Source organism: Tunturiibacter gelidiferens, from assembly GCF_051013345.1.
In the GTDB taxonomy this organism is placed as follows: Bacteria; Acidobacteriota; Terriglobia; order Terriglobales; family Acidobacteriaceae; genus Edaphobacter; species Edaphobacter gelidiferens_A.
This window is the reverse complement of record NZ_CP132939.1, coordinates 5,322,927-5,341,626: the sequence shown is the minus strand read 5'-3', so window position 1 is coordinate 5,341,626 and position 18,700 is coordinate 5,322,927. Positions and strand designations below refer to the sequence as shown.

Genomic DNA, 18,700 nt, shown 5'->3' with positions numbered 1-18,700 from the left:
ACGGATGCTCTTTTGAGGAACGAGAATTCCTAAATACGGGTCATATCCGAACTAAAGTCACAGCGGGGGCGGAAAAATGAGGACACAAGCCAATTCGCTTCCTTCCATGATCGGCTCATTCGCTCCAAACGCTACTACGATAATCTCACCATCGGCACGAACCGCCAGCATGAAGTAGCTCTTCAGCAGGGCTTCCTCGGTGTTGCGGACGTCGCGGGCATTGTTGGCTTCGGTTGCACAGGTTTGCCTACGGGTCTTCGTGTTCGCAGCGATCGTATTGTCGCCATGGGAGTCCGTGTGGTGAGGATGAAGTTCAGAGCAAATGAGCGCGAACCCCAAGCACGCCGCACTTCGCCTCCCGGATGACGTGAGACAGGGCTGACCAGGGTGAGTGTTCGGCCAAGGATGATTGATTTCGTAACCCAACTACAATTAGGCTCGCAGCTTCCGACCCAGCGACGACCGGGATTAGTTCAGCCGGCGAGCCATACTCAAGACGGACTTTCGGCTCGCAGAAGAGTCCCACATCAGCGGGAAGAAGGCTCCGAAGCTCCTGCTTGAGGCGATTCTCGGTGAGCCCAGACTCTGCGCTCGGGACATCTTTCTGATTTTCAACCACGTGCAGCAGCGTGAGACGGCCGTGGACGTGTTCCGAGAGAGCTGAAGCGTACAGCGCCGCACGCAGTCCTGTGGTTTCGAGGTCGGTGGCGAACAGGATCGACTGGAATGGATGTTGCTCGGCGGGACAGTTCGGGCCTACAACAAGAACAGGGCACGCGGCCTTGCGCAACACCGCCTCCGCTACGGATCCCAGCGCCAGCCGCTCGAGACCGCTCGAACCATGCGAACCTAAGACGATCAGGTCGACCTTCTCCTCGCTGGCAATATATTCGATGAGATCGACTGCACCGGCGTAGGCGACAGTCGTCTTCAATCGAAGCCCATGTAGTCGCGGCTCGCTAGCGACAATCTGCTTCATCTCCTCCTTCGCACTATCAATCTCGGCGCTAATCGTCTCCGGTAGTATCGGCCGCTGCCCCTTTTCATACACAAAAGATGGCACAGCAGTGACGAGGAAGATCTCCGAGCCGAAGATCTCGCCGATCGCGATGGCCGTCTTCAATGCCAGGGCGGCTTGCTTAGAGTAGTCAATTCCAACCAGGATTCGCTTGAAGTGAATGTCGGTCGTGGCAAGATGTACACCTTCGTCGTGGATTGAGCCGTCGATCGTTCCAGATACAGGAATCATAAGTGCACCTCGTACGCGGACAATCTCCGCATTGCTGTCACGTATATCCTCTCTCGCAGGACATTTCGAAGGCTGTGACCTCCGTCACATACAACGACACAGGGATGACAGCCTCACTTAGACCTCTACTTCCAGGAGTGAATTGTGCCGACTCTCCCCGCAACGAGGCCGATAGTCCCAATAGAAGGTTCGGCGGCCCTCAAGAAACTCGTAGTTGCATACGATTTCTCTCCGTATGCTGGCACCGCTCTCGACTACGCTCTGGATCTTGCGACGAGGCAGAATTCGGAAGTCACCCTTGTTCACGTGCAGAGCCCGGCCAAGCACGTAGTGGCTGGTGACAGGACCTGAGTGAACGCCTTGAGCAGATGGCAGACCGCTCCCGCGGGCGTGGGGTCGACACGCGGTTGCTGCTGAGAGCCGGGTCGCCCGCTGATGTTCTTACTCAGACTGTGGCCGATCTAAAGCCGGACATTCTTTTTCTCGGCGCCTATGGGGTGCTCGGCTCAACGGCAGAATACCTTCTTCGGACGCTCCCGTGCCCAGTTGTCATCATAGATCCAAAGGTGGTCAAAGAGAATTCACATCCAAACCGGGTGGAAAGGGTGATTTGCCCAATCGACTTCCCGGAAGACGTTGATGATCGGCTCAGGATCATCGCTTGTCTCGTAAAGGCGCTACGCGCGGATGTGGAACTCGTCCACGCAGTGAATGTTGTCGCGAGTACTCACGCCCGCACAGCGCAGCCCACACTCAATTTGAGTTCGATCTACTGGTTGGCCGACTGCTGAGGAAAGGGGTCGCCGCTAAATCAGCTCTTCTCTATGGTGCCGCCGAACGCGTTATATCGGAGCGCGCGCATGCCGTGAATGCGAATTACATCATGTTTGGCCTTCACAAGAACGGGAACGTTTCGTCTTACTTCCGCAAAAATCTGGTTGCCGGTGTCATCAAGAACGCTCCTTGCGCGATCTTCACCTTCGCCCAACCGGTTGAAGCTGACTTGCAGGAAGTCGGGCCGTACTCTACTGGCGAGGAGTTCGAGTTGACAGCACGAAACAGAAAAATGTCTGAACTACCAGCGACCTTACTGAAGTTAGATCGGCATAGCGACGGCGGTCACCCACCGACCCTATGCCGCTCAAGCCGTATATCGTTACCTATTAGCGATGATGCGACCCGGCGCAACCGGTTTGTCGGCACACTTTGAGGCTCGCCGATCTCACGGCTTGTTCTCGGCTCATGGTGCGGCAACCGCTCGGTCATTCGGGATTGGTCGTTTTCCCATCACCGCAGGCCCTTCAAAGTCGCTCAGCGAACCCGTCGGCAGAATCATCCGTAATGAATTGAGAATAGAGAGGAGGTCGATAACCTCCTGCGCGATCGCCCCCTCGATCGGACTGATCAGCCCCAACGACGCAGCCCCCATCCCAATCAGGCTCAGCCCCATGCCACCTATCGCGCTAGTGAGCGCAATGCCTCGCATCCTTCTTCCTATGTGCATCAGTTCATCCACGCTCACTAGTGAAGATTGCAGAACAACCGCGCCCGCAGCCTCCGAGGTAATGTCGCTGTTTACTCCCAGCGCAATCCCCGCTGTTGCAGTCATCATTGCCGGAGCATCGTTGATCCCGTCGCCCAGATACAACGTGCACGATCTGGCCGTCAACTCCCGCACTAGCTCCACCTTCTCCTCAGGACTCTTGCCCCCATATGCCTTCGTAATTCCCATCCCGGCAGCAAACAGCGCCACCTCGGCAGGCCGGTCTCCGGAGAGCAGAATCACCTCCTTGATCGAGTGCTTCGTCCCTAGATGCTTCAGAAACGACTTGCTCTCGCGCCGCGGCTCGTCTTGAAAGTGAAAGACTCCCGCCAGTCCGCCGTCCAGCAGCATCACACACTCCAGTCCCGAAGCAACCGGCGGCATCGCCTCGGCCAGTTCCCTCGTTAGCTTCCCCCGCCCCGTCACTGCAACCAACTGCCCCCCAAATGCCCCGTCAGGCCCGCACCCGGAGCCTCCGAAACGTCCTCTACCTCTAGGAACGGCAGTCCCTGCGCCTTAGCCGCGGTCAACACCGCATTTGCCAACGGATGCTTCGAGTACCGCTCCAGGCTGGCAACATACTGGAGCGCTGTCTCTCGCTTGATCCCCCAAAACATTGAACCTCCGTCAGACTCGGCTTTCCGTATGTCAGCGTCCCTGTCTTGTCCACAATGAGCACATGGCAGGTTTCCATTTTTTCAAGAATTGATGGGTCTTTGATGATGATCCCAAATCGCGCCCCTACCGAAATCGCCCCGATGATGGCGACCGGAATAGAAATCAACAGGGGACAGGGCGTCGCAATCACCAGGACCGCCAGAAAACGCTCCGGATGCCCGCTCAAGAACCAGCTGGCCAGTGCAATGACAATAGCGATCGGCGTATACCACGACCCCAGACGGTCGCCCAGCCGTTGCATCCGCGGCCGGTTCTCCTCCGACGCATGCAACACTTCGACAATCTTTGCATAGCGCGAATCAGTTGCCGCCTTCGTCGCCCGTATCGTCAGTGCGGCGTCACCGTTGATCGATCCCGACAGGACGCTCGCCCCCGGTGCCTTCGCGATCAGAAACGGCTCCCCGGTCAGGTACGACTCATCTATCCTCCCCCGCCCGCTCACCACCACCCCATCCACCGGGCATATCTCATGCGGATAGATGACCAGCTCGTCGTCCACGACGATTAAATCGATGGACACATCGGATACGACTTCACCCGCCCGATGCGCCGTCTGTGGCATCCGCTTGGCCAACGCGCTTAGCACCGAGGAGGCCCGCCTCGTCGCATAGCTCTCCAGTGCCTGCCCGCCTGACAGCATCAGCACGACAATCGCGGCCACCCAGTACTGCCCGAGAATCAACGACGTCACAATCGAGAGCAACGCCAGAATATCGACGCTGAAATTTCCCTTGCTCAGTTGCTGCACCAGGGAGATCAGCAGTGGCATGCTCGCCCCCGCGATTGCCACCCACAACACAACATTGACCGTGTGCTTGTCCTGCACCACCAGTCTCACACCCAACGCCGCCAGCATCCCCGTTCCAATAAAGATTGCAGTAGCGATGTGCGCTACTGGACTACCAAGCCACTTCGTAAGTGAGCCGGCTTGTTTCACAAAGAACGCCCTCGCCTGAAGCCTACAGGCGTTTTCGCCTCCCTGAATGTGACCACAGTCACGATCAAACCCTGCCAACGGGCAAATATTCGGATCGCATGGACGAACCCAGAACACCTCCGTCTGGCGGCGGCAAGTCCGGCAACTCTGCGGTTACTTACAAGAAACTTACGTCGGGAAATCTCCGCTAAGCCGATTTTTCCCCCGTCGCTTATCGCGGCTAAATTTAGCTATCTGAGAGGCGTTCCTTCCTGATCTCGTCAGAAGCCCGCTTGACTATCTCCTGGCCGACAGCAATTTGGCCTCGGACGGAAACGTTCTCACCAGCAGCCGGACCCTTCCGCACATCAATCAAGTGCGCTCGGCCATTGACTGACGCAATCACGAAAGTTCTTTCAGTTGTCGTAACGACGCTTGTGGCAGGAACAAACAGAAGACTCTCTCTCCATCGCCGACGGGCCAATCAACGGTTGGAGTTTGAACATGGGGGTGTGTCCACCGTCGATCAGCATACCCGGATTAACAAATCTGTCGGTCGCGAACCCAATTCTTCTCGTCAGCTCCGCGGAACAGGCAAGACCCCAGAATCAGGACGTCGAGACCGCGACCCGGACTGGGGCCACAAGCCGTGCCATCGTCGCCGTCGCCCGCAAGTTGGCAGTACTGCTTCATCGCGCAGGCGCCCGAATGTGCGCCTCTTCGCCATCTGATTGAGGTCGCCGCTATACCTCCCAAAGCCGGTCGGCAACGGGACCTCCTTTGACGGTGCCGGTGGCTCGTCCTGCGATGAGGGATGGGTTTCCGATTTCGTGGCCTTTTCGGCTAAACCGGGGAGCGGGTGCTTTGCAGCAAGAGACAGCAACAGGAATCAAAAACGTGGCGAACAGGCAGAGGCAAAGCTTGCCGGCGGAAGTCAGTCCATATAATCTCCTCTCGAAATGAGCTCAGCGAGTCATCTAGATTTGCCGATCCAGGAATACTGCCATGCTGCCGAAACGTTCTGATAATTACCGCCAAATCGGATATAGGTGCCGTTGCTGTAGCTAACCTTTATTGATTGATGCTTGGTGATGGGCATCGAAAATGTCCCCCCAAGCCGCGAGTTGCTCTCTTTACTCAGAGAATTTTTTACTCCGCCAATGCTGGTCTCGCCACCAAACCAGTAGTTCCCATCGAGAGATACCCAAAGTCGAGGCTTGATGTCGTAACTCAAATGTCCTTCAAATGCGCCGATCGGATTCTGCGACTGAGCTCTTGTGCCCGAATAATAAACGTTGCGCGACCAGAAGTCGGGGTTGCTGGTGAAGAACCAGACTCCCGCATATGAATCCAGGACGAGCGTCCGAAATCGCCGCGAATAGCCGAGCTCCGGCTTGAACGACCATCGGTTCGTACCCCAATTGATGAGCCTGGTCGGATCGTATTGGCCGGTGGGCGGGACCACTTTGACACTAATACCCAGAAGGGTCTTCTGCTTCCATCGAGAAAATTCCTGAATCGACATCGCCCGACCACCCATAAGATTCACCGAAAGGCGATAAACCGAATCCAGCAGGCCCGAACGATAGACCCGTAGTCCGGCTCCTGTAACGGTTCCCTCGAAGGTTCCTCGTCCGTAAGGCAACGACGCGATCCCGTTTGCCGAGCGGCCAAACATACTGAACGAACGATAATAGGTGAGGCTCGGAACCTGATATGTTCCCACAGCGCCACTTACCGGCAGCGACCCGTTATAGTTGATACTTCCGTCATAGAAAGACCAGGTCACGGTAACTGCATTCAATTGCGGCGGAGTAATGACATAGGCCCGTGGCGCAAGCTCTTGAGCGCTCACCATGCAGACCAGCAGGGTCTGCGCCGCGGCAAGAAACACGACTCTCAAGAATACCCCTTCTATTTTCACTTTGCTCCCGGTCCCATGGCGGGCGCGGTTTTTTGGCACTTCGGCGGACCATGATAACTCTCATGGGTCCTGGCAGGGAACCCATTGAGTCATTGCGAGTTATTCACGATTTTGTTCACCTCTTCGTGGCAGTGAAATAGAAGTTCGCAATCAATCCCAGCTGATTTAACCGCTGATTCGGCTTCTTGCCGGTATTGTTCTGATGATCGTAGTAGGGGCTAAGTTCGAGACGGCTTTGGATAGGGAAGGTAGCGCCTATGTATAACGCTGTGGTGCTCCATTTCTGATATTTGCTCTCGTAGAACTCCTCGGCGCGGAGATAGACTTTTGGGTGATAGGTGTGAACGGCAATCGACTTCTGCAGCGAAACCCGATTTCGATAGCGCCAATCGTATTCTCCGTTGGTCCAATCATTGTCAGCGCGGCTTCGATCAGAAAGCAACAGACCCCACTGGAGGGGAAAATTGGCCGTGGCGACCAGTTGCAGTCGCTGTACGGTACTAGCGTCTGGCGAGGGAAGAATGCGGTAGCCGGCCGAGAAGATCAGAGCGCGCTTCTCGGCTTCGTCTAGATCGAACGCGGTTACGCTCTTAAGCCTAATCCACGGTTTGAGGTAGAAGTCCACGCTGGGCCCTACTTCGGCCTGGGTTGGGTCGCCGCCCTCACGCGTTTGTTTTGCTTGAAATCTCAGGCGCACCAGCGGGTTGATCGAGAGAGAGGAATCGATCTCAGGCAGGAACTGGGGGGACTGCGCCATCGCAAACGAAACCATTGTAATCAAGACGAAAAGGCCAACGCACGAAAACGAAGGCCATGGGCGCTCTCGATAGTCTCTGCTGTCAGCTAATACGGATAACATTTGATGTTCCGACAATCGATAACATAAGAGAGTATGCACCCTATCATCGACAGCGATAAGCTAATTTTCCGAATGTACAACTATTGAATTCTTCATGATTAGAGTTGATTCTCAGAATCCACCCATCCGGAACATGGCGGTGACCGGCTGCGCGGGCCGGCACGGTTCGTTACACACAGTTGGCAAGGCGGGAAGAGCGAGTTACACCATTCTTATATCGCCAGAGCAGAAATCCCGAAGCCCGAGCGTCAATCGCGGGTGCACTTGGTCACGTGCGGTCTGGGCAGTTGGACCGAGCAAAGCGCCACGACGACCGGCTGCCCTATGACTAAGGCAGTGTGCAGAGGCAGCGTTTTGCGACCCAATCACATGCCGCTTCAGGCCATCATTGAGCCGTTGTTGGCCGTTGCGTCGAAGGCTAATTTAGTTGAGTTGAGATTGCCGATATTGCCCGGCAAAAGGTAATGTGACTGACCTTGAATGAGGATCCATTTGGCGATCTCGAGGCAGCCGACTAGTGTGGGTTTACAAGTCGATGGGCAGCCTTATAGTCGGCTTAGGCCAACAACCGTTTCGTCAAGTCGTCTAAGTTGTTGAGAAGATTATGGAGGCGCGGGTCGGGATCGAACCGACGCATAAAGGTTTTGCAGACCTCTCCCTTACCACTTGGGTACCGCGCCTCGGGTGGGCTATGTAATTCTGCCCTGCTGGATTGTAGGAGAAGTGTACCGCAGGCAGGATGTTATTTGGAGCGGGAGACCGGGGTCGAACCGGCGACATCTTCCTTGGCAAGGAAGCACTCTACCACTGAGCTACTCCCGCTCTACTGGTTCAAGTATAGCGGCCATGTTCGGTACGGTCAACGACGTGTCACGTGCAGTCGCAAATGCGATTCTTTTCTGAGTGTCATACCAGGCATAAAACTGCATCTCAATTGTTGATTGGCTCGGAGTTAGGAAGTGCCGTATAGGAATGAGGTCGATGACGCAGCCATTACCACAAGACGTAGGGCAGATGCAGCATTGGCAGGCCCTGCTCGATTCAGCCGGAGAGGGAATATGGGGGCTAGATCTTGAAGGGAATTGTACGTTCGTTAATCGTATGGCAGTGAGTTGCTTTGGCTTTGCTAGCGAAGAGATGCTCGGCAACAATATGCACAAACTTGTGCATCACCACTATCCGGATGGGCGTCATTTTCCTGGTGCCGAGTGCCCGATCTACGACGTGGTGCGGAAGAGTAAGGCTTTGAGGCGGCTGACGGACACAATGTTTCGAAAAGATGGAAGCAGCTTTGTCGCAGAAATTTCCGCGCAACCGGTGGTGATAGAGGGATGCGTTGCAGGTGTAGTCGTAACGTTTCGAGAGGTAACCGAACTGCGTCAACAACAGGAAAATCTTCGTAGGGCATATGAACTGGCAGAACAGAAGACGGCCGAGTTGGATGCGGTGATCGAAAGCATGCCGCATGGGGTTTATATTGCGACTTCCGATGCGAAAGTCCGTTCCAACCATGTTGCCAATATGATGAGTGGCGGCACGTTTCCGGCGGAGTTGAAAACGCTGGAGACGGCGCTAGCTGGGCGGTGGTCCACAGAGACAGTAAAAACGTCGGATCGCTGGATTCGAAGCGTGGCAGCGCCCATTTTTCTAAATGGAAAGATACTTGGCGGCGTAGCCGTGAATACTGATGTCACGCAGGCGCGACTGCAAGACGAGGCGCTTAGGAAATCAGAAAAGCTGGCAGCGGTGGGGCAACTGGCTTCGTCCATTGCCCACGAAATTAATAATCCACTCGAGTCGATTACAAACCTGCTGTATCTGATTCGACAATCGGAGTCGATGGAAGATACGCAACACTTTGCAGCATTGGCTCAAGGTGAACTGGCTCGGGTCACTGAGATCACTTTGCAGACATTGAGGTTCAACCGACAGCATAGCAAGCCGACCGATGTGGATATGGCGGAGCTATTGCGCACGGTCATGGCTCTGTATACGGGACGGACCCTCGTTCGGAACATCGAGATCGATTGGAAGTTAGTGGCGACGCCAAAGGTGAGAGTACTCGAAGGAGAGATTCGCCAAGTGATTAATAATCTGGTCAGGAACGCGCTCGACGCGATGAGTAAAGGAGGGCGGTTAACGATAAGGTTGCAGCCGCAGCTGGATGGTCTCAGCGGAACTCCAGGGGTGCGTCTGACGGTCGCGGATATAGGTGAGGGGATTAAGCCGGAGATGCAGGAGCATCTTTTTGAAGCATTCCAGACGACGAAGGAACTTACAGGAACGGGACTTGGGCTCTGGGTGAGCAAGGGGATTGTTGAGAAGCACGGCGGCCGAATCAGGGCAAGGACACGGCGTGGTGAGAGACATGGCACTGTGTTCTCGGTTTGGTTGCCGGTGGAGGGAAGTCCTAACCTGGTGGCTCAGGTAAATTGATTGCGATTCTAGGACCGACAGTTAGATTGGATCGGCGACGGGTGATGTGAGGCGTGAGGAGAAGCAGGAGGTCGCTGGAACTGGTGTCAGTCAGACGCTCTGCTGTAGCGGTCTGAAAACCGGGTAGCTCGCTCAATACAGGATAACCGTTGATACTGGCCGCTTCGCTTTTAGTGAGGCTGCTGACCATCAGCGCAGTATCGCCGTCGTCGAGTGTTACATCCGAGGCGAACTGCTGACTGTTGAGGATTGGGATGTTGTCCACCGTACCGCCGCTCAGTGCTTCGATCTTAAGATCGATGTGCATTTTAATTGCGCCTGACTTTTGAACAGTTGGAGTTGCTTTCAGCGTGAGACCGAGGTCTTCATACTGAATCTGAGGAATTGTGGCGGAAGTACCGGCTGCGGAGTTGAGCAGGCTCGAGACGGAAACACCATTGATCGTAGCGTTGGATGGCACGGATGAGTTGCTGATTCCAGAGGAATAGGTTGCGGTGGTAATGGGGTAGCGTTCGCCGACCCGGAAGGTCGCAGATTGACGGTCGCCGACTCGGATCTGGATATCGTTGAGAGCCCGAGTGTCGCTGGCAGTAAGCGAGAGATTGAAAGCCGCAAACTGATTCGTAGTAACCCCAGTTTGGGTGAGTCCGCCGCCGAAAAAGCCAACCGTATTGGAAAGTAAAGTGCTCTGGACGAGGCCTGAGGCGATGAGCGCAAGAGCGATAACGATATTGCTTGACCCGGCCGGGACCAGACCCTGCGCAATGGCTTGGTTTACGAGGCTTTGATTGGAGCTGACGATACTTTGCGCTGCTGACGCTACGTTGTAGATACCAACCTGCTGGGGAAGCTGCGCGCCGATGTTTCGTTGATCGGTCTTGTTGACGGAGAAAAGTTGAAGGTCGATCATGACCTCGCTGCCGCCGTCGATAAGATCAGCGAGGGTGAGGTTGATATAGGTCAGGGTCTCCTGGGGGGCGCGGAGGACAAGGGTGCCTGAGGCCTTCCCAACAGTAACTTCCTTGACGTCGAAGATATTCTTCACAAGAGTGCCGAAGTTGTCCATCTCTTCGTTGGTCATGCCGGGGATGTAGATCGTCTCCTGCAACTGACGCTCGAGACGCTGGCGGTTCTCCTGTGTGTCTTTGGCTATAAAGACACTTTTGGCGTCCAGAGGTACAGCGAATAGATGGGTGATGTTTAGGAGAACAGGAACCGCCTGTTGGTAAGACGAGTCGTCGAGATCGAAGCGCAGATTGTCTCTCTGGACCGATTCATCGAATACTGCACGGATCCCGTAGCCTGACAGAACCTGTCGGATAATGTCTTGCTCGTCGGAGTGAAGGTGGAAGCTCTTCTGACCGGAATTGGGCTCGAGGGTGACGGGGCCAGCGATCGCAGGGCCTTCGCGAATCCAAGGTTCTATCTGCGAGTGGAAGGCCTTTGGGAGTGCCCCGTTGTCGACTTGGGAGCCCACTGTCCTATTCTCAGGATCTAGAAGGCGGGCTTCGGCCAGGAGCGTTTCGGCCTTTTCGTGCTGCCCTAGGAGACGCGCTTTACCAGCCTGTTGTATCAGCTCGGTGACGTGGCGTTGGTGGGTGACGCTCAGCGCCAGGGCGTAGTCATGATTGGAGGAGTCGAGGGTTAACGCTTTACGGAACTTCAGCTCGGCTCCCGTGAGATCGTTGTGATCCAGCAGGCGTGCACCGGAAAGGTAGGCGTCGTCGGCGGCCCGAACGTTTTGTCTGGAGACGGCTTCAGAGGAGACGCTGGCGTTAGGGCCCGGATTGGACTGAGCCAGGGTGGTAAAAGAGACTGTACCGATGATGGCGAACGCGGCGGTGTATTTTGCAACTGCGGACGCACGGGTTTGGCAGGTGGGTCTCATCGACTGCTGATTAGACGGCGGCGGAAGTTAACGGGCGCTTGCAATATTCTGAATGTGTGGGCGCTCGCTTCTTGGGGGGCGACGCATACCGTTGCGAATCTGGGCGGTGTCCATGTCGAGTTCAGCGAGGGTACGGCTAAGGGTGTTGCGATGCATCCCGAGCTCGTCGGCGGCCTTGCACTGGTTCCCTTTGTGATGCGCCAGCACTTCAAGGATGTAGCGCTTCTTGAACTGACGTACGGCCTCCGAGTAGGGGATGCCGGCGCTGTGCATCTGTGTGATCAAGCCGTCCATTTCGCGCTTCAAGGTTATTCCTCGCTGGCGGCCCCTTTGTGGAACCACACTCTCATTGTGCCTCTACCGTAGCGGTTTGATCCAATTGGGCGCGTTGTGCTTGAGTTGAGCGGCGCCATCCAGAATCCGTTGCTGAAGGTCGTAAGGTACAACGAAGGATACCGCATGCGCACCCTCAAGGAAATAGGAAGATAGCTGCGAATTTTTAATCCAGCTGGGATGAGGGAGGAAGGCGGTGACAACCATCAGGATGGCTACCCCTAAGAGGCAACCGCGGACAAAACCGAAGACGGCGCCGAGCATCCGGTCAAATAAGCCGAGTCCGATGGCATGAGCGGTGCTATTGAAAGATTTGCCAAGCAACGCGCTTAGCACCATGACTCCTGTGATGAGAAGGAGAAAGGAGACGATGTCTGCGATTGATCGTGTGACGACCAGGCGGTCAAGATACACAGCCAGACGGCTGTAATTCCAGCTGGCGATCAGGATTCCCGCGATCAGGCCGCCAAGAGAGAAGAGCTCCAAGATAATGCCCCGCACGAAGGCTAAGATCGTGGAGTACGCCAGAACCGCGATCAAGAACCAGTCGAAGAGGTTCATGCGCCTAAAGGTTTGTACGGCCAGTGAGCAAGCGATAGGCCTCGAGATATTTTTCGCTGGTACGGACGACCACCTCACGCGGTAAAGCGGGCGCGGGAGCTTGCTTGTTCCAGCGAATCGATTCGAGATAGTCGCGGACGTATTGTTTGTCGAAAGAAGGTTGCGGACCACCGGGGCTGTAGGAATCTGCTGGCCAATAGCGTGAGGAGTCAGGCGTTAGTACCTCGTCGGCAAGAACGATTTGCTCATTTCCCGATTCGTCGGTGATGAGACCGAATTCAAACTTGGTGTCGGCTAGGATGAGCCCTTTGCTGGCTGCATGTTCGGTTGCTTTTTCATAGATTTTGAGCGTGAGTGTGCGCAGTGCATTGGCATGAGTGCCGCCGATAGTCTTCGCGGCCATTTTGTAGGAGATGTTTTCGTCGTGGCCGCCGGAGTGAATCTTTGCGGCCGGGGTAAAGATTGGCTCAGGCAGGCGATCCGACTCTCGAAGACCGGCAGGTAATTTGATGCCGCAGATCGAACCGGTTTGCTGATAGTCCTTCCAGCCGGATCCGGAAAGATAGCCACGGACGACACACTCGACGGGAAACATCTTTGCTCGCTTGACGAGCATGCTGCGGCCTTCCAATTGGTCGAAAAATGGCTCGAGTTGTGCGGGGAACTGTTTGGCGTCGGCGGTGATCAGGTGATTCGGGACGATCGGCCTGAGCAGATCAAACCAAAAGAGGGACAGCCGGTTCAGGATTCTTCCCTTGAACGGAATGCCGCTGCCCAAAACATGATCGAACGCGGATATCCGGTCACTGGCAACGAACAGGAGTTCGTCGGGAGAAAGGGCGTAGATGTCGCGGACCTTGCCGCGTGCGGTGAGGGGAAGTGACCCAAGATGTGTCTCTAAAAGAACTGCTGGCATTGGTTCGACATTACCACCTTTTGGTTGGAATCAGACTGGAATGGCCACTAACAGCCTAGGACAGTGGGAAAATCTTGTCGACAGTTCCTGCGGATTCAGATGGCCAGCGCGGGCAGCGGCCAAGGACAGTTTTGGTGGCAGGAGATGGGATGGCAATGGCAGCGCTTGAGTTGCACTCGCGATCATTGAAAGAAATAGTCCTTACTTTGTGACGGAAAAATGGTGCGATGGGAGGGTGATAAGAGACGATAAGGTCTGCTCCTTCGTGCCGTTGCCCGCATTGGCCCAAGGTTTGACTTCGTAGAAAAAATCGTCGCCGATTGGTACCTTCGCATAGGAAGAAGGGTCGAAGATTTCGGTGAGCGGGAGCATAACGCTCGCTCCGAAGACGGGGACTACAAGAATTGCGGCGCTGAGGTAGGTCAGCCATTTTGGAGACAGTCGCGTGAACAGGAGTACTAGGAGTTCGTATGCCGCAACAGCCAACCAGTTAATGAAGACATTCAACCTGTCGGAAGTCATACCCCATTTTGAAGCAACGAAGAACATCTGAATCAGGACCAGGGCTATGGATGCTGTGATGAGGCCGAGCTTGAGACGAGAGTGAATACGGTCCCAAAAGATCCGTACAAGAAGCATCGCTCCTGACAACAAGATAAGAACGGCAGTTGTGAGCGGAATGTTCATGCCGTTTTTAGATTAGCTGCTTTCTCGGATGAGTGTAGAAGGTTATGGATTTCTGTTTTTTGTCAGTGACAATCTACTGGGGACGACAAGACAGAGAATTCAACGATAGTGAAAAAAGCTGGAGCGAGTGGTGAATCGCTCCAGCTGCGCAAAGGCTAGGGTTATCACGCCACGGCGCGACGATTGTCGGCGGAGTCGCGGCGATTGAGGTTGACGCTGACGATCTTCGAGACGCCCGGCTCCTGCATGGTAACGCCGTAGATGACATCAGCTTGGGACATAGTGCGTTTGCTGTGGGTGATGACGACGAATTGTGTGGTCGCGCTCATGTCGTGAATGAGCTTTGCGAAACGGCCTACATTGGTTTCGTCGAGCGGAGCATCGACTTCGTCGAGGATGCAGAAAGGAGCGGGTTGGAATTGGAAGATTCCTACAAGGAGGGAAAGGGCGGTAAGGGCTTTTTCTCCTCCCGAGAGCAGAAGGATGTTCTGCAGCTTTTTGCCCGGGGGCGAAGCGACAATGTCGATGCCGCTTTCGTTGGAGTTCTCGGCATCGGTGAGCTTCATGAACGCCTGGCCGCCACCGAAGAGCTTTGTGAAGGTGACGGAGAAGTTGTCGTTGATCACCTTGAAGGCCTCGTCGAATTTGAGACGGGAGACGTCGTCGATCTCTTTGATCGAGGCCTGAGTATTTTCGATGGAGTCGAGCAGGTCTTTGCGTTGGGTCTCCAGGAAGCTATGCCGTGTGACAGTTTCGTTGTACTCGTCGAGAGCCATCATGTTGACCGGACCCATGGCTTCGAGCTTTTGCTTGAGGGTGCGCGACTCTTCTTCCTGAACGTGGAGGTCGTCGCCCTCAATACGGGCTATGGTGTGGTCTTCGCGGAGGGTGATGGCTTCAGCGCCGAGGTCGTTGAGGCAGGTAGCGTCGATATGCTCGATGTCGGAGGCGAGCTTTGCGGCACGGGCGGTAAGAGCAGCGCGCTGTTCGCGGAGAGCCTCGGTTTCATGACGGAGTGTGCGGAGACGAGCATCGAGTTCGGTCATCGAAGCACGGAGAGCGTGGGCCTCTTCGGTGAGGCGTGCGCTCTGAGCTACGGCGTTGGCGCGTACCTCTGAGAGCTCGGCTTGCTGGACGGCGAGGGCGGCTGTCTCTTCTTCGCGGCGGAGTTTTTCTGCTCCAGCTGAGGCGAGCTGTTGATCGAGCTGTTGGATTCGCTGGTTCTGACCGTTATGGAGGCGGGCAGTCTGCTCGAAGTTTGCGGCGGCGTTGCGGCGGCGTTCTTCCAGGCCGGCCAGTGCGGCGGAGGCTGCTGCGGCGCCCTGTTGAAGCTCTTCGCGGCGGCTGCGCAGTTCTTCGAGTTGTTCCTGAAGAGCGGTGAGGCTGGCCTCAAGCGTGCTGCGTTCATTCTCGAAGGCGGTTGCCTCCTGCTGGCGGCGCGAGATCAAATCTGCTTTCTGGTTGCGGGCCTCGCGATTGCGTTCGTTGGTCAGAGCCCAGTCCTGCAGGCGGCGCTCGATGCGGGCGACCTCCGACTCCATCTGGCGCAGGGCCGCTCCGGAGTTGGCTGATTCACGCTCGGCGTCACGACGCTCGTGGGTCTTGCCTTCGATGGCGGACTGGAGGGCGGCGATCTGATGCTGCAGCTCGACGGTATTGCGATCGGTCTGAATTAGCTCCTGTTCTGTCTTTTCGAGCTTTTGCTGCACTTCGGCTAGTTCGCGTTTGAGGGCCAGCGGACCCTGGGTGCGGGGCCGCCCACCTGTAACGGTGACGTTATGGAAGGTCTCACCGGAGGGAGAGAGGAAGAATGCCTGCGGATTCGAAAGCGCGAGCGAGCGAGCGGTGTAGGAGTCCGGAGCTACGAAGCCCTCGCGGAGCTTTGGCAGGATGACCTCGAGGGATTTGCCGAAACCATCGAGAACGCGGATGCACTCTTTCAAAGGAACGACGCCCTCGATACCGTCGATATTGGTCTGCGCGATGCTCGGCATGCCCTCGGCAAATGCGAAGTTGGCTTGGGAGTCGTTCGGATGTACGAGGAAGGTGGCGCGTCCGGTGACGTCGGTCTGGAGAAGATGCATGCCTGCAGTGGCAGCGTCCCAGGATTTGACGACGACATAATTGAGCTCGTCGCGGAGGAATTCATCCACGACATTTTCATACTTGCCGTCAACTTCGAGGAAGTCGGCGAGAGTGCCCACAGCAGCCATGCCGTCGACATTCTGCTTATAGGCGTCAGTCTTGAAAAGATTTCGAACGGTATCGGTGGAGTAGCTGTGCTCGCGGATAAGTGCTTCAAGGGACGCGCGGCGGCCGTCAAGGGTTGCTACTTCACCTCGCAGCTGGTCGCCGCGACGCTTGGATTCAGACTCCTCCTTGCGATTGGCTCCTACCTGAAGGCGAAGTTCGGCGATCTCGGCTTCGAGACGCTTGAGGCGTTCGGTGACTGACTCGAAGGACATCTTGACCTGACCACGCTGCAGGCCCAGAGTTTCGAGTTCCTGTTTGGCTATATCGGACTCGGAGAGGAGGCGTTCCGCTTCGCGGTCCAGACCAGCGAGAGCTGCGGCCGCCTGAGCCTCTTCGTTACGAGTCTGGGCGATACGCTGAACCAGCTGCATGGTGGAGCGGCGGTTTTGTTCGGCCTGCTGCTCTGCTGATGCGACCGCACGGGCAGCTTCCTGCGCCTGCGCTTGATGGCTTTGTGCCGCCTCGCGCGAACTGGTCGACTCGGCTGTGGCGTTGTTGAGGAAACTCCGATGTTCTTCAAGCTCGGCGGCAAGGCTTGCAAGTTGTTCGCGGGCTTGCGCGAGATCGTCGGAACCTGTTGCGAGCCGGTTGGTAAGTTCCGTGATGCGGTCGGCGTTAGAGGCGGAGCGGGCAGAGATGCGCTCGAGTTCGACGGCAGACTGGTTTGCCTGAGATCCGGCTTCGCGGATCTGCTGATCCAGACTATAGCCCGAGTTGACCCCTTCGGTGTGCTCGGCGTCCATCGCCTCGACGGTGGCGGACTGAGCGTCGATATGAGTTCCCAGGGTGCTGATTTTTTCGGTTGTGGCAGCCTGCTCGGTATCGAGCTGCGACATGCGGCTAGCGAGAACGATGCGGAGGCGAGTGCGGAGTTCATCGCGGAGCGCGCCATAGCGTTCAGCCTTGGCGGCCTGGCGCTTCAGCGTGGTCATCTGACGAGTGACTTCGTCGAAGATGTCGTTGACACGGGCAAGGTTCTGGCGAGCCGATTCGAGGCGTAGTTCGGCGAGGCGCTTTTTGGTCTTGAAACGGGTGATGCCTGCCGCTTCTTCGATGATGGAGCGACGGTCGTGCGGCTTGGCGGAGAGTAGTTGGCCGATGCGCTCCTGGCCGATGATGGCGTAAGATTCACCCCCAAGACCTGTCCCCATAAAAATGTCCTGAATGTCTCTTAGGCGGCAGATCTTACCGTTAAGTAGATATTCGCTGTCGCCCGAGCGGAAGAGGCGGCGAGTGATCGTGAGTTCACCGGCGCGGATAGGGGCACGGCCGAACTTTCGGCGACGAATCTTCAGGACGACGTTGTTCGAATTTGCGAGTTCTGAGCCAGCGTCCGCCTCGGCAGGAACGGGAAGCATGTGCGGAACTTTGGCCTCTCCTTCGATCACGGTCCCGGGCTGGGCTTCGGCGACGGCTTCTTCCGTATCTTCTGCGCGCTGCCGGCGAAGGGTTGCCTCGTCCCAGTCGGTAGGGAGGCTCTCGTCGATCACGATCTCGGGGGCGTCCTCGAGGCTGGCTCCGTCGTAGACCTCGGGGTCGACGAGGGTGAGTGAGACCTCGGCCATTCCAGTAGGCTTTCGGTCACGAGTACCAGCGAAGATGACATCCTCCATCTTGATGCCGCGAAGGCTCTTGGCAGACTGTTCACCCAGAACCCAGGTAATGGCGTCGGAGATGTTGGACTTGCCGCACCCGTTGGGACCGACAATAGCAGCGATCCCTTCGCCGGAGAGCTGAACCTCGGTGCGATCACAGAAGGATTTGAAGCCGAGTATCTGGACTTTTTGAGCTTGAGCAAGTGCACCTCTGCGGAGCCGAACGATGAGTTTTGAGAAACTCTCCCCTGTCGGATAGGACTGATTTAACTCTAGCTTTGGTTAGGTACAGAATCAACGGGTACAACACTACATATTGTGGATAATCGGGCAGAAACGCAAGAAATGGGTGGCTTGAGCAGGATGTGCCTTATAAAGGTGGCGGCGAGGTCTGTTTTCCCTATTCCACAGAGTTGATGAGATCGTCATGTGGGACGGTTGCATAAGATGCTAATCCGCCAACGGTGCAGGCGAAAGAGAGCGGCGAGTAGATTCACGAGAGTAACAAAGCGGATGTTTCAGATAGAGGAGATTTATGGCACATGAAGTACATAAGGAAGTCAGCAGAACATCACGAGCAAGAGGCAACGGCACGCAACGCGGCCGCTGAGCACCATACGAATGGGGAATCATGAGGCTGCCCATGAGCACGCGGTCAAGGCGCACGAGCACTCCACACGGGCACACGACCATCGACAGGCGCTCATCATAAGTCAGTAGCGCAAAAATAGCTCACTTCGGCAGAGGGAGACACCTGACCGACGCGAGTTGGTCGGGGATCTGTTTGGGGCTGCTTGTTTGCCGTGAAGTCCCTGGACGCGATTGTTCGTGTATAACACTTTTATTGCAGCTAAAAGTTGGG

At 56.0% G+C, this 18,700-nt stretch carries 16 protein-coding genes and 2 tRNA genes; 4 read left to right on the top strand and 14 right to left on the bottom strand.

Annotated elements, in window-relative coordinates; genetic code table 11:
- Window positions 1–57: 57 nt before the first annotated feature.
- Window positions 58–339: a hypothetical protein gene (locus RBB80_RS26860; protein WP_433965302.1), complete on the bottom strand. Its 282-nt coding sequence runs from the start codon at window positions 337–339 to the stop codon at window positions 58–60.
- Window positions 314–1,249 carry a universal stress protein gene (locus RBB80_RS26855; RefSeq protein ID WP_433965301.1) on the bottom strand — a complete coding sequence of 312 codons (936 nt, stop codon included), beginning with the start codon at window positions 1,247–1,249 and terminating at the stop codon, window positions 314–316. Before RBB80_RS26855 ends, RBB80_RS26860 begins: the two co-directional genes overlap by 26 nt.
- Window positions 1,250–1,393: 144 nt before the next feature.
- Between RBB80_RS26855 and RBB80_RS26850 the strand changes: the two genes are divergently transcribed.
- The 3 genes from RBB80_RS26850 (at window position 1,394) to RBB80_RS26840 (ending at window position 2,459) form a co-directional block, all read left to right on the top strand.
- The gene (locus tag RBB80_RS26850; protein ID WP_433965300.1) at window positions 1,394–1,600 is read left to right on the top strand and encodes a universal stress protein; all 207 of its coding nucleotides are present in this window, start codon (window positions 1,394–1,396) and stop codon (window positions 1,598–1,600) included.
- 17 nt (window positions 1,601–1,617) lie between these two features.
- Complete coding sequence (locus tag RBB80_RS26845) at window positions 1,618–2,040, top strand: universal stress protein (protein ID WP_433965299.1); 423 nt, start codon at window positions 1,618–1,620, stop codon at window positions 2,038–2,040.
- Between the two features lie 74 nt (window positions 2,041–2,114).
- Window positions 2,115–2,459, top strand: coding sequence for a hypothetical protein (locus RBB80_RS26840; protein ID WP_433965298.1), 345 nt, complete (start codon window positions 2,115–2,117; stop codon window positions 2,457–2,459).
- A gap of 30 nt (window positions 2,460–2,489) precedes the next feature.
- On the opposite strand, the gene RBB80_RS26835 is transcribed toward RBB80_RS26840, so the two are convergent.
- The 6 genes from RBB80_RS26835 to RBB80_RS26810 form a co-directional block, all read right to left on the bottom strand.
- Window positions 2,490–3,218 (bottom strand): HAD-IC family P-type ATPase, encoded by a 729-nt coding sequence (locus RBB80_RS26835; RefSeq protein WP_433969887.1) that lies wholly within the window; start codon window positions 3,216–3,218, stop codon window positions 2,490–2,492.
- 100 nt (window positions 3,219–3,318) lie between these two features.
- A complete protein-coding gene (locus tag RBB80_RS26830) occupies window positions 3,319–4,407 on the bottom strand; it encodes an HAD-IC family P-type ATPase (RefSeq protein ID WP_433965297.1) in 1,089 nt (362 codons plus the stop codon).
- A 952-nt stretch (window positions 4,408–5,359) separates the two neighbouring features.
- Window positions 5,360–6,280 (bottom strand): transporter, encoded by a 921-nt coding sequence (locus RBB80_RS26825; RefSeq protein ID WP_433969885.1) that lies wholly within the window; start codon window positions 6,278–6,280, stop codon window positions 5,360–5,362.
- 145 nt (window positions 6,281–6,425) lie between these two features.
- Window positions 6,426–7,067, bottom strand: coding sequence for a DUF2490 domain-containing protein (locus RBB80_RS26820; protein ID WP_433965296.1), 642 nt, complete (start codon window positions 7,065–7,067; stop codon window positions 6,426–6,428).
- A 707-nt stretch (window positions 7,068–7,774) separates the two neighbouring features.
- A tRNA-Cys gene (locus tag RBB80_RS26815) sits at window positions 7,775–7,849 on the bottom strand.
- Between the two features lie 67 nt (window positions 7,850–7,916).
- A tRNA-Gly gene (locus RBB80_RS26810) sits at window positions 7,917–7,991 on the bottom strand.
- A 159-nt stretch (window positions 7,992–8,150) separates the two neighbouring features.
- Between RBB80_RS26810 and RBB80_RS26805 the strand changes: the two genes are divergently transcribed.
- Window positions 8,151–9,605: a PAS domain-containing sensor histidine kinase gene (locus RBB80_RS26805; RefSeq protein ID WP_433965295.1), complete on the top strand. Its 1,455-nt coding sequence runs from the start codon at window positions 8,151–8,153 to the stop codon at window positions 9,603–9,605.
- Here the strand turns inward: RBB80_RS26805 and RBB80_RS26800 are convergent.
- From RBB80_RS26800 to smc, 6 genes are all read right to left on the bottom strand, one after another.
- A complete protein-coding gene (locus RBB80_RS26800) occupies window positions 9,580–11,493 on the bottom strand; it encodes a hypothetical protein (protein WP_433965294.1) in 1,914 nt (637 codons plus the stop codon). The genes RBB80_RS26805 and RBB80_RS26800 overlap by 26 nt on opposite strands.
- Window positions 11,494–11,520: 27 nt before the next feature.
- Window positions 11,521–11,799 carry a helix-turn-helix domain-containing protein gene (locus RBB80_RS26795; protein WP_179582483.1) on the bottom strand — a complete coding sequence of 93 codons (279 nt, stop codon included), beginning with the start codon at window positions 11,797–11,799 and terminating at the stop codon, window positions 11,521–11,523.
- A gap of 51 nt (window positions 11,800–11,850) precedes the next feature.
- On the bottom strand, window positions 11,851–12,387 hold the full coding sequence (locus RBB80_RS26790) for a CvpA family protein (protein WP_433965293.1): 537 nt from the start codon (window positions 12,385–12,387) through the stop codon (window positions 11,851–11,853).
- Between the two features lie 4 nt (window positions 12,388–12,391).
- Entirely contained in the window at window positions 12,392–13,303 is a 912-nt protein-coding gene (locus RBB80_RS26785) for a phosphoribosylaminoimidazolesuccinocarboxamide synthase (protein ID WP_433965292.1), read from the bottom strand.
- A gap of 201 nt (window positions 13,304–13,504) precedes the next feature.
- Window positions 13,505–13,942: a hypothetical protein gene (locus RBB80_RS26780; protein ID WP_433965291.1), complete on the bottom strand. Its 438-nt coding sequence runs from the start codon at window positions 13,940–13,942 to the stop codon at window positions 13,505–13,507.
- Between the two features lie 212 nt (window positions 13,943–14,154).
- Entirely contained in the window at window positions 14,155–18,066 is a 3,912-nt protein-coding gene (gene smc, locus RBB80_RS26775; RefSeq protein WP_433969883.1) for a chromosome segregation protein SMC, read from the bottom strand.
- Between the last annotated feature and the right edge of the window lie 634 nt (window positions 18,067–18,700).

Coding starts and splice junctions, on each gene's coding strand:
- RBB80_RS26855 (WP_433965301.1), bottom strand. CDS start 1,249: ATGATTCCTGTATCTGGAACGATCGACGGCTCAATCCACGACGAAGGT.
- RBB80_RS26845 (WP_433965299.1), top strand. CDS start 1,618: ATGGCAGACCGCTCCCGCGGGCGTGGGGTCGACACGCGGTTGCTGCTG.
- RBB80_RS26820 (WP_433965296.1), bottom strand. CDS start 7,067: ATGGCGCAGTCCCCCCAGTTCCTGCCTGAGATCGATTCCTCTCTCTCG.
- RBB80_RS26805 (WP_433965295.1), top strand. CDS start 8,151: ATGACGCAGCCATTACCACAAGACGTAGGGCAGATGCAGCATTGGCAG.
- RBB80_RS26800 (WP_433965294.1), bottom strand. CDS start 11,493: ATGAGACCCACCTGCCAAACCCGTGCGTCCGCAGTTGCAAAATACACC.
- RBB80_RS26790 (WP_433965293.1), bottom strand. CDS start 12,387: ATGAACCTCTTCGACTGGTTCTTGATCGCGGTTCTGGCGTACTCCACG.
- RBB80_RS26785 (WP_433965292.1), bottom strand. CDS start 13,303: ATGCCAGCAGTTCTTTTAGAGACACATCTTGGGTCACTTCCCCTCACC.
- RBB80_RS26780 (WP_433965291.1), bottom strand. CDS start 13,942: ATGCTTCTTGTACGGATCTTTTGGGACCGTATTCACTCTCGTCTCAAG.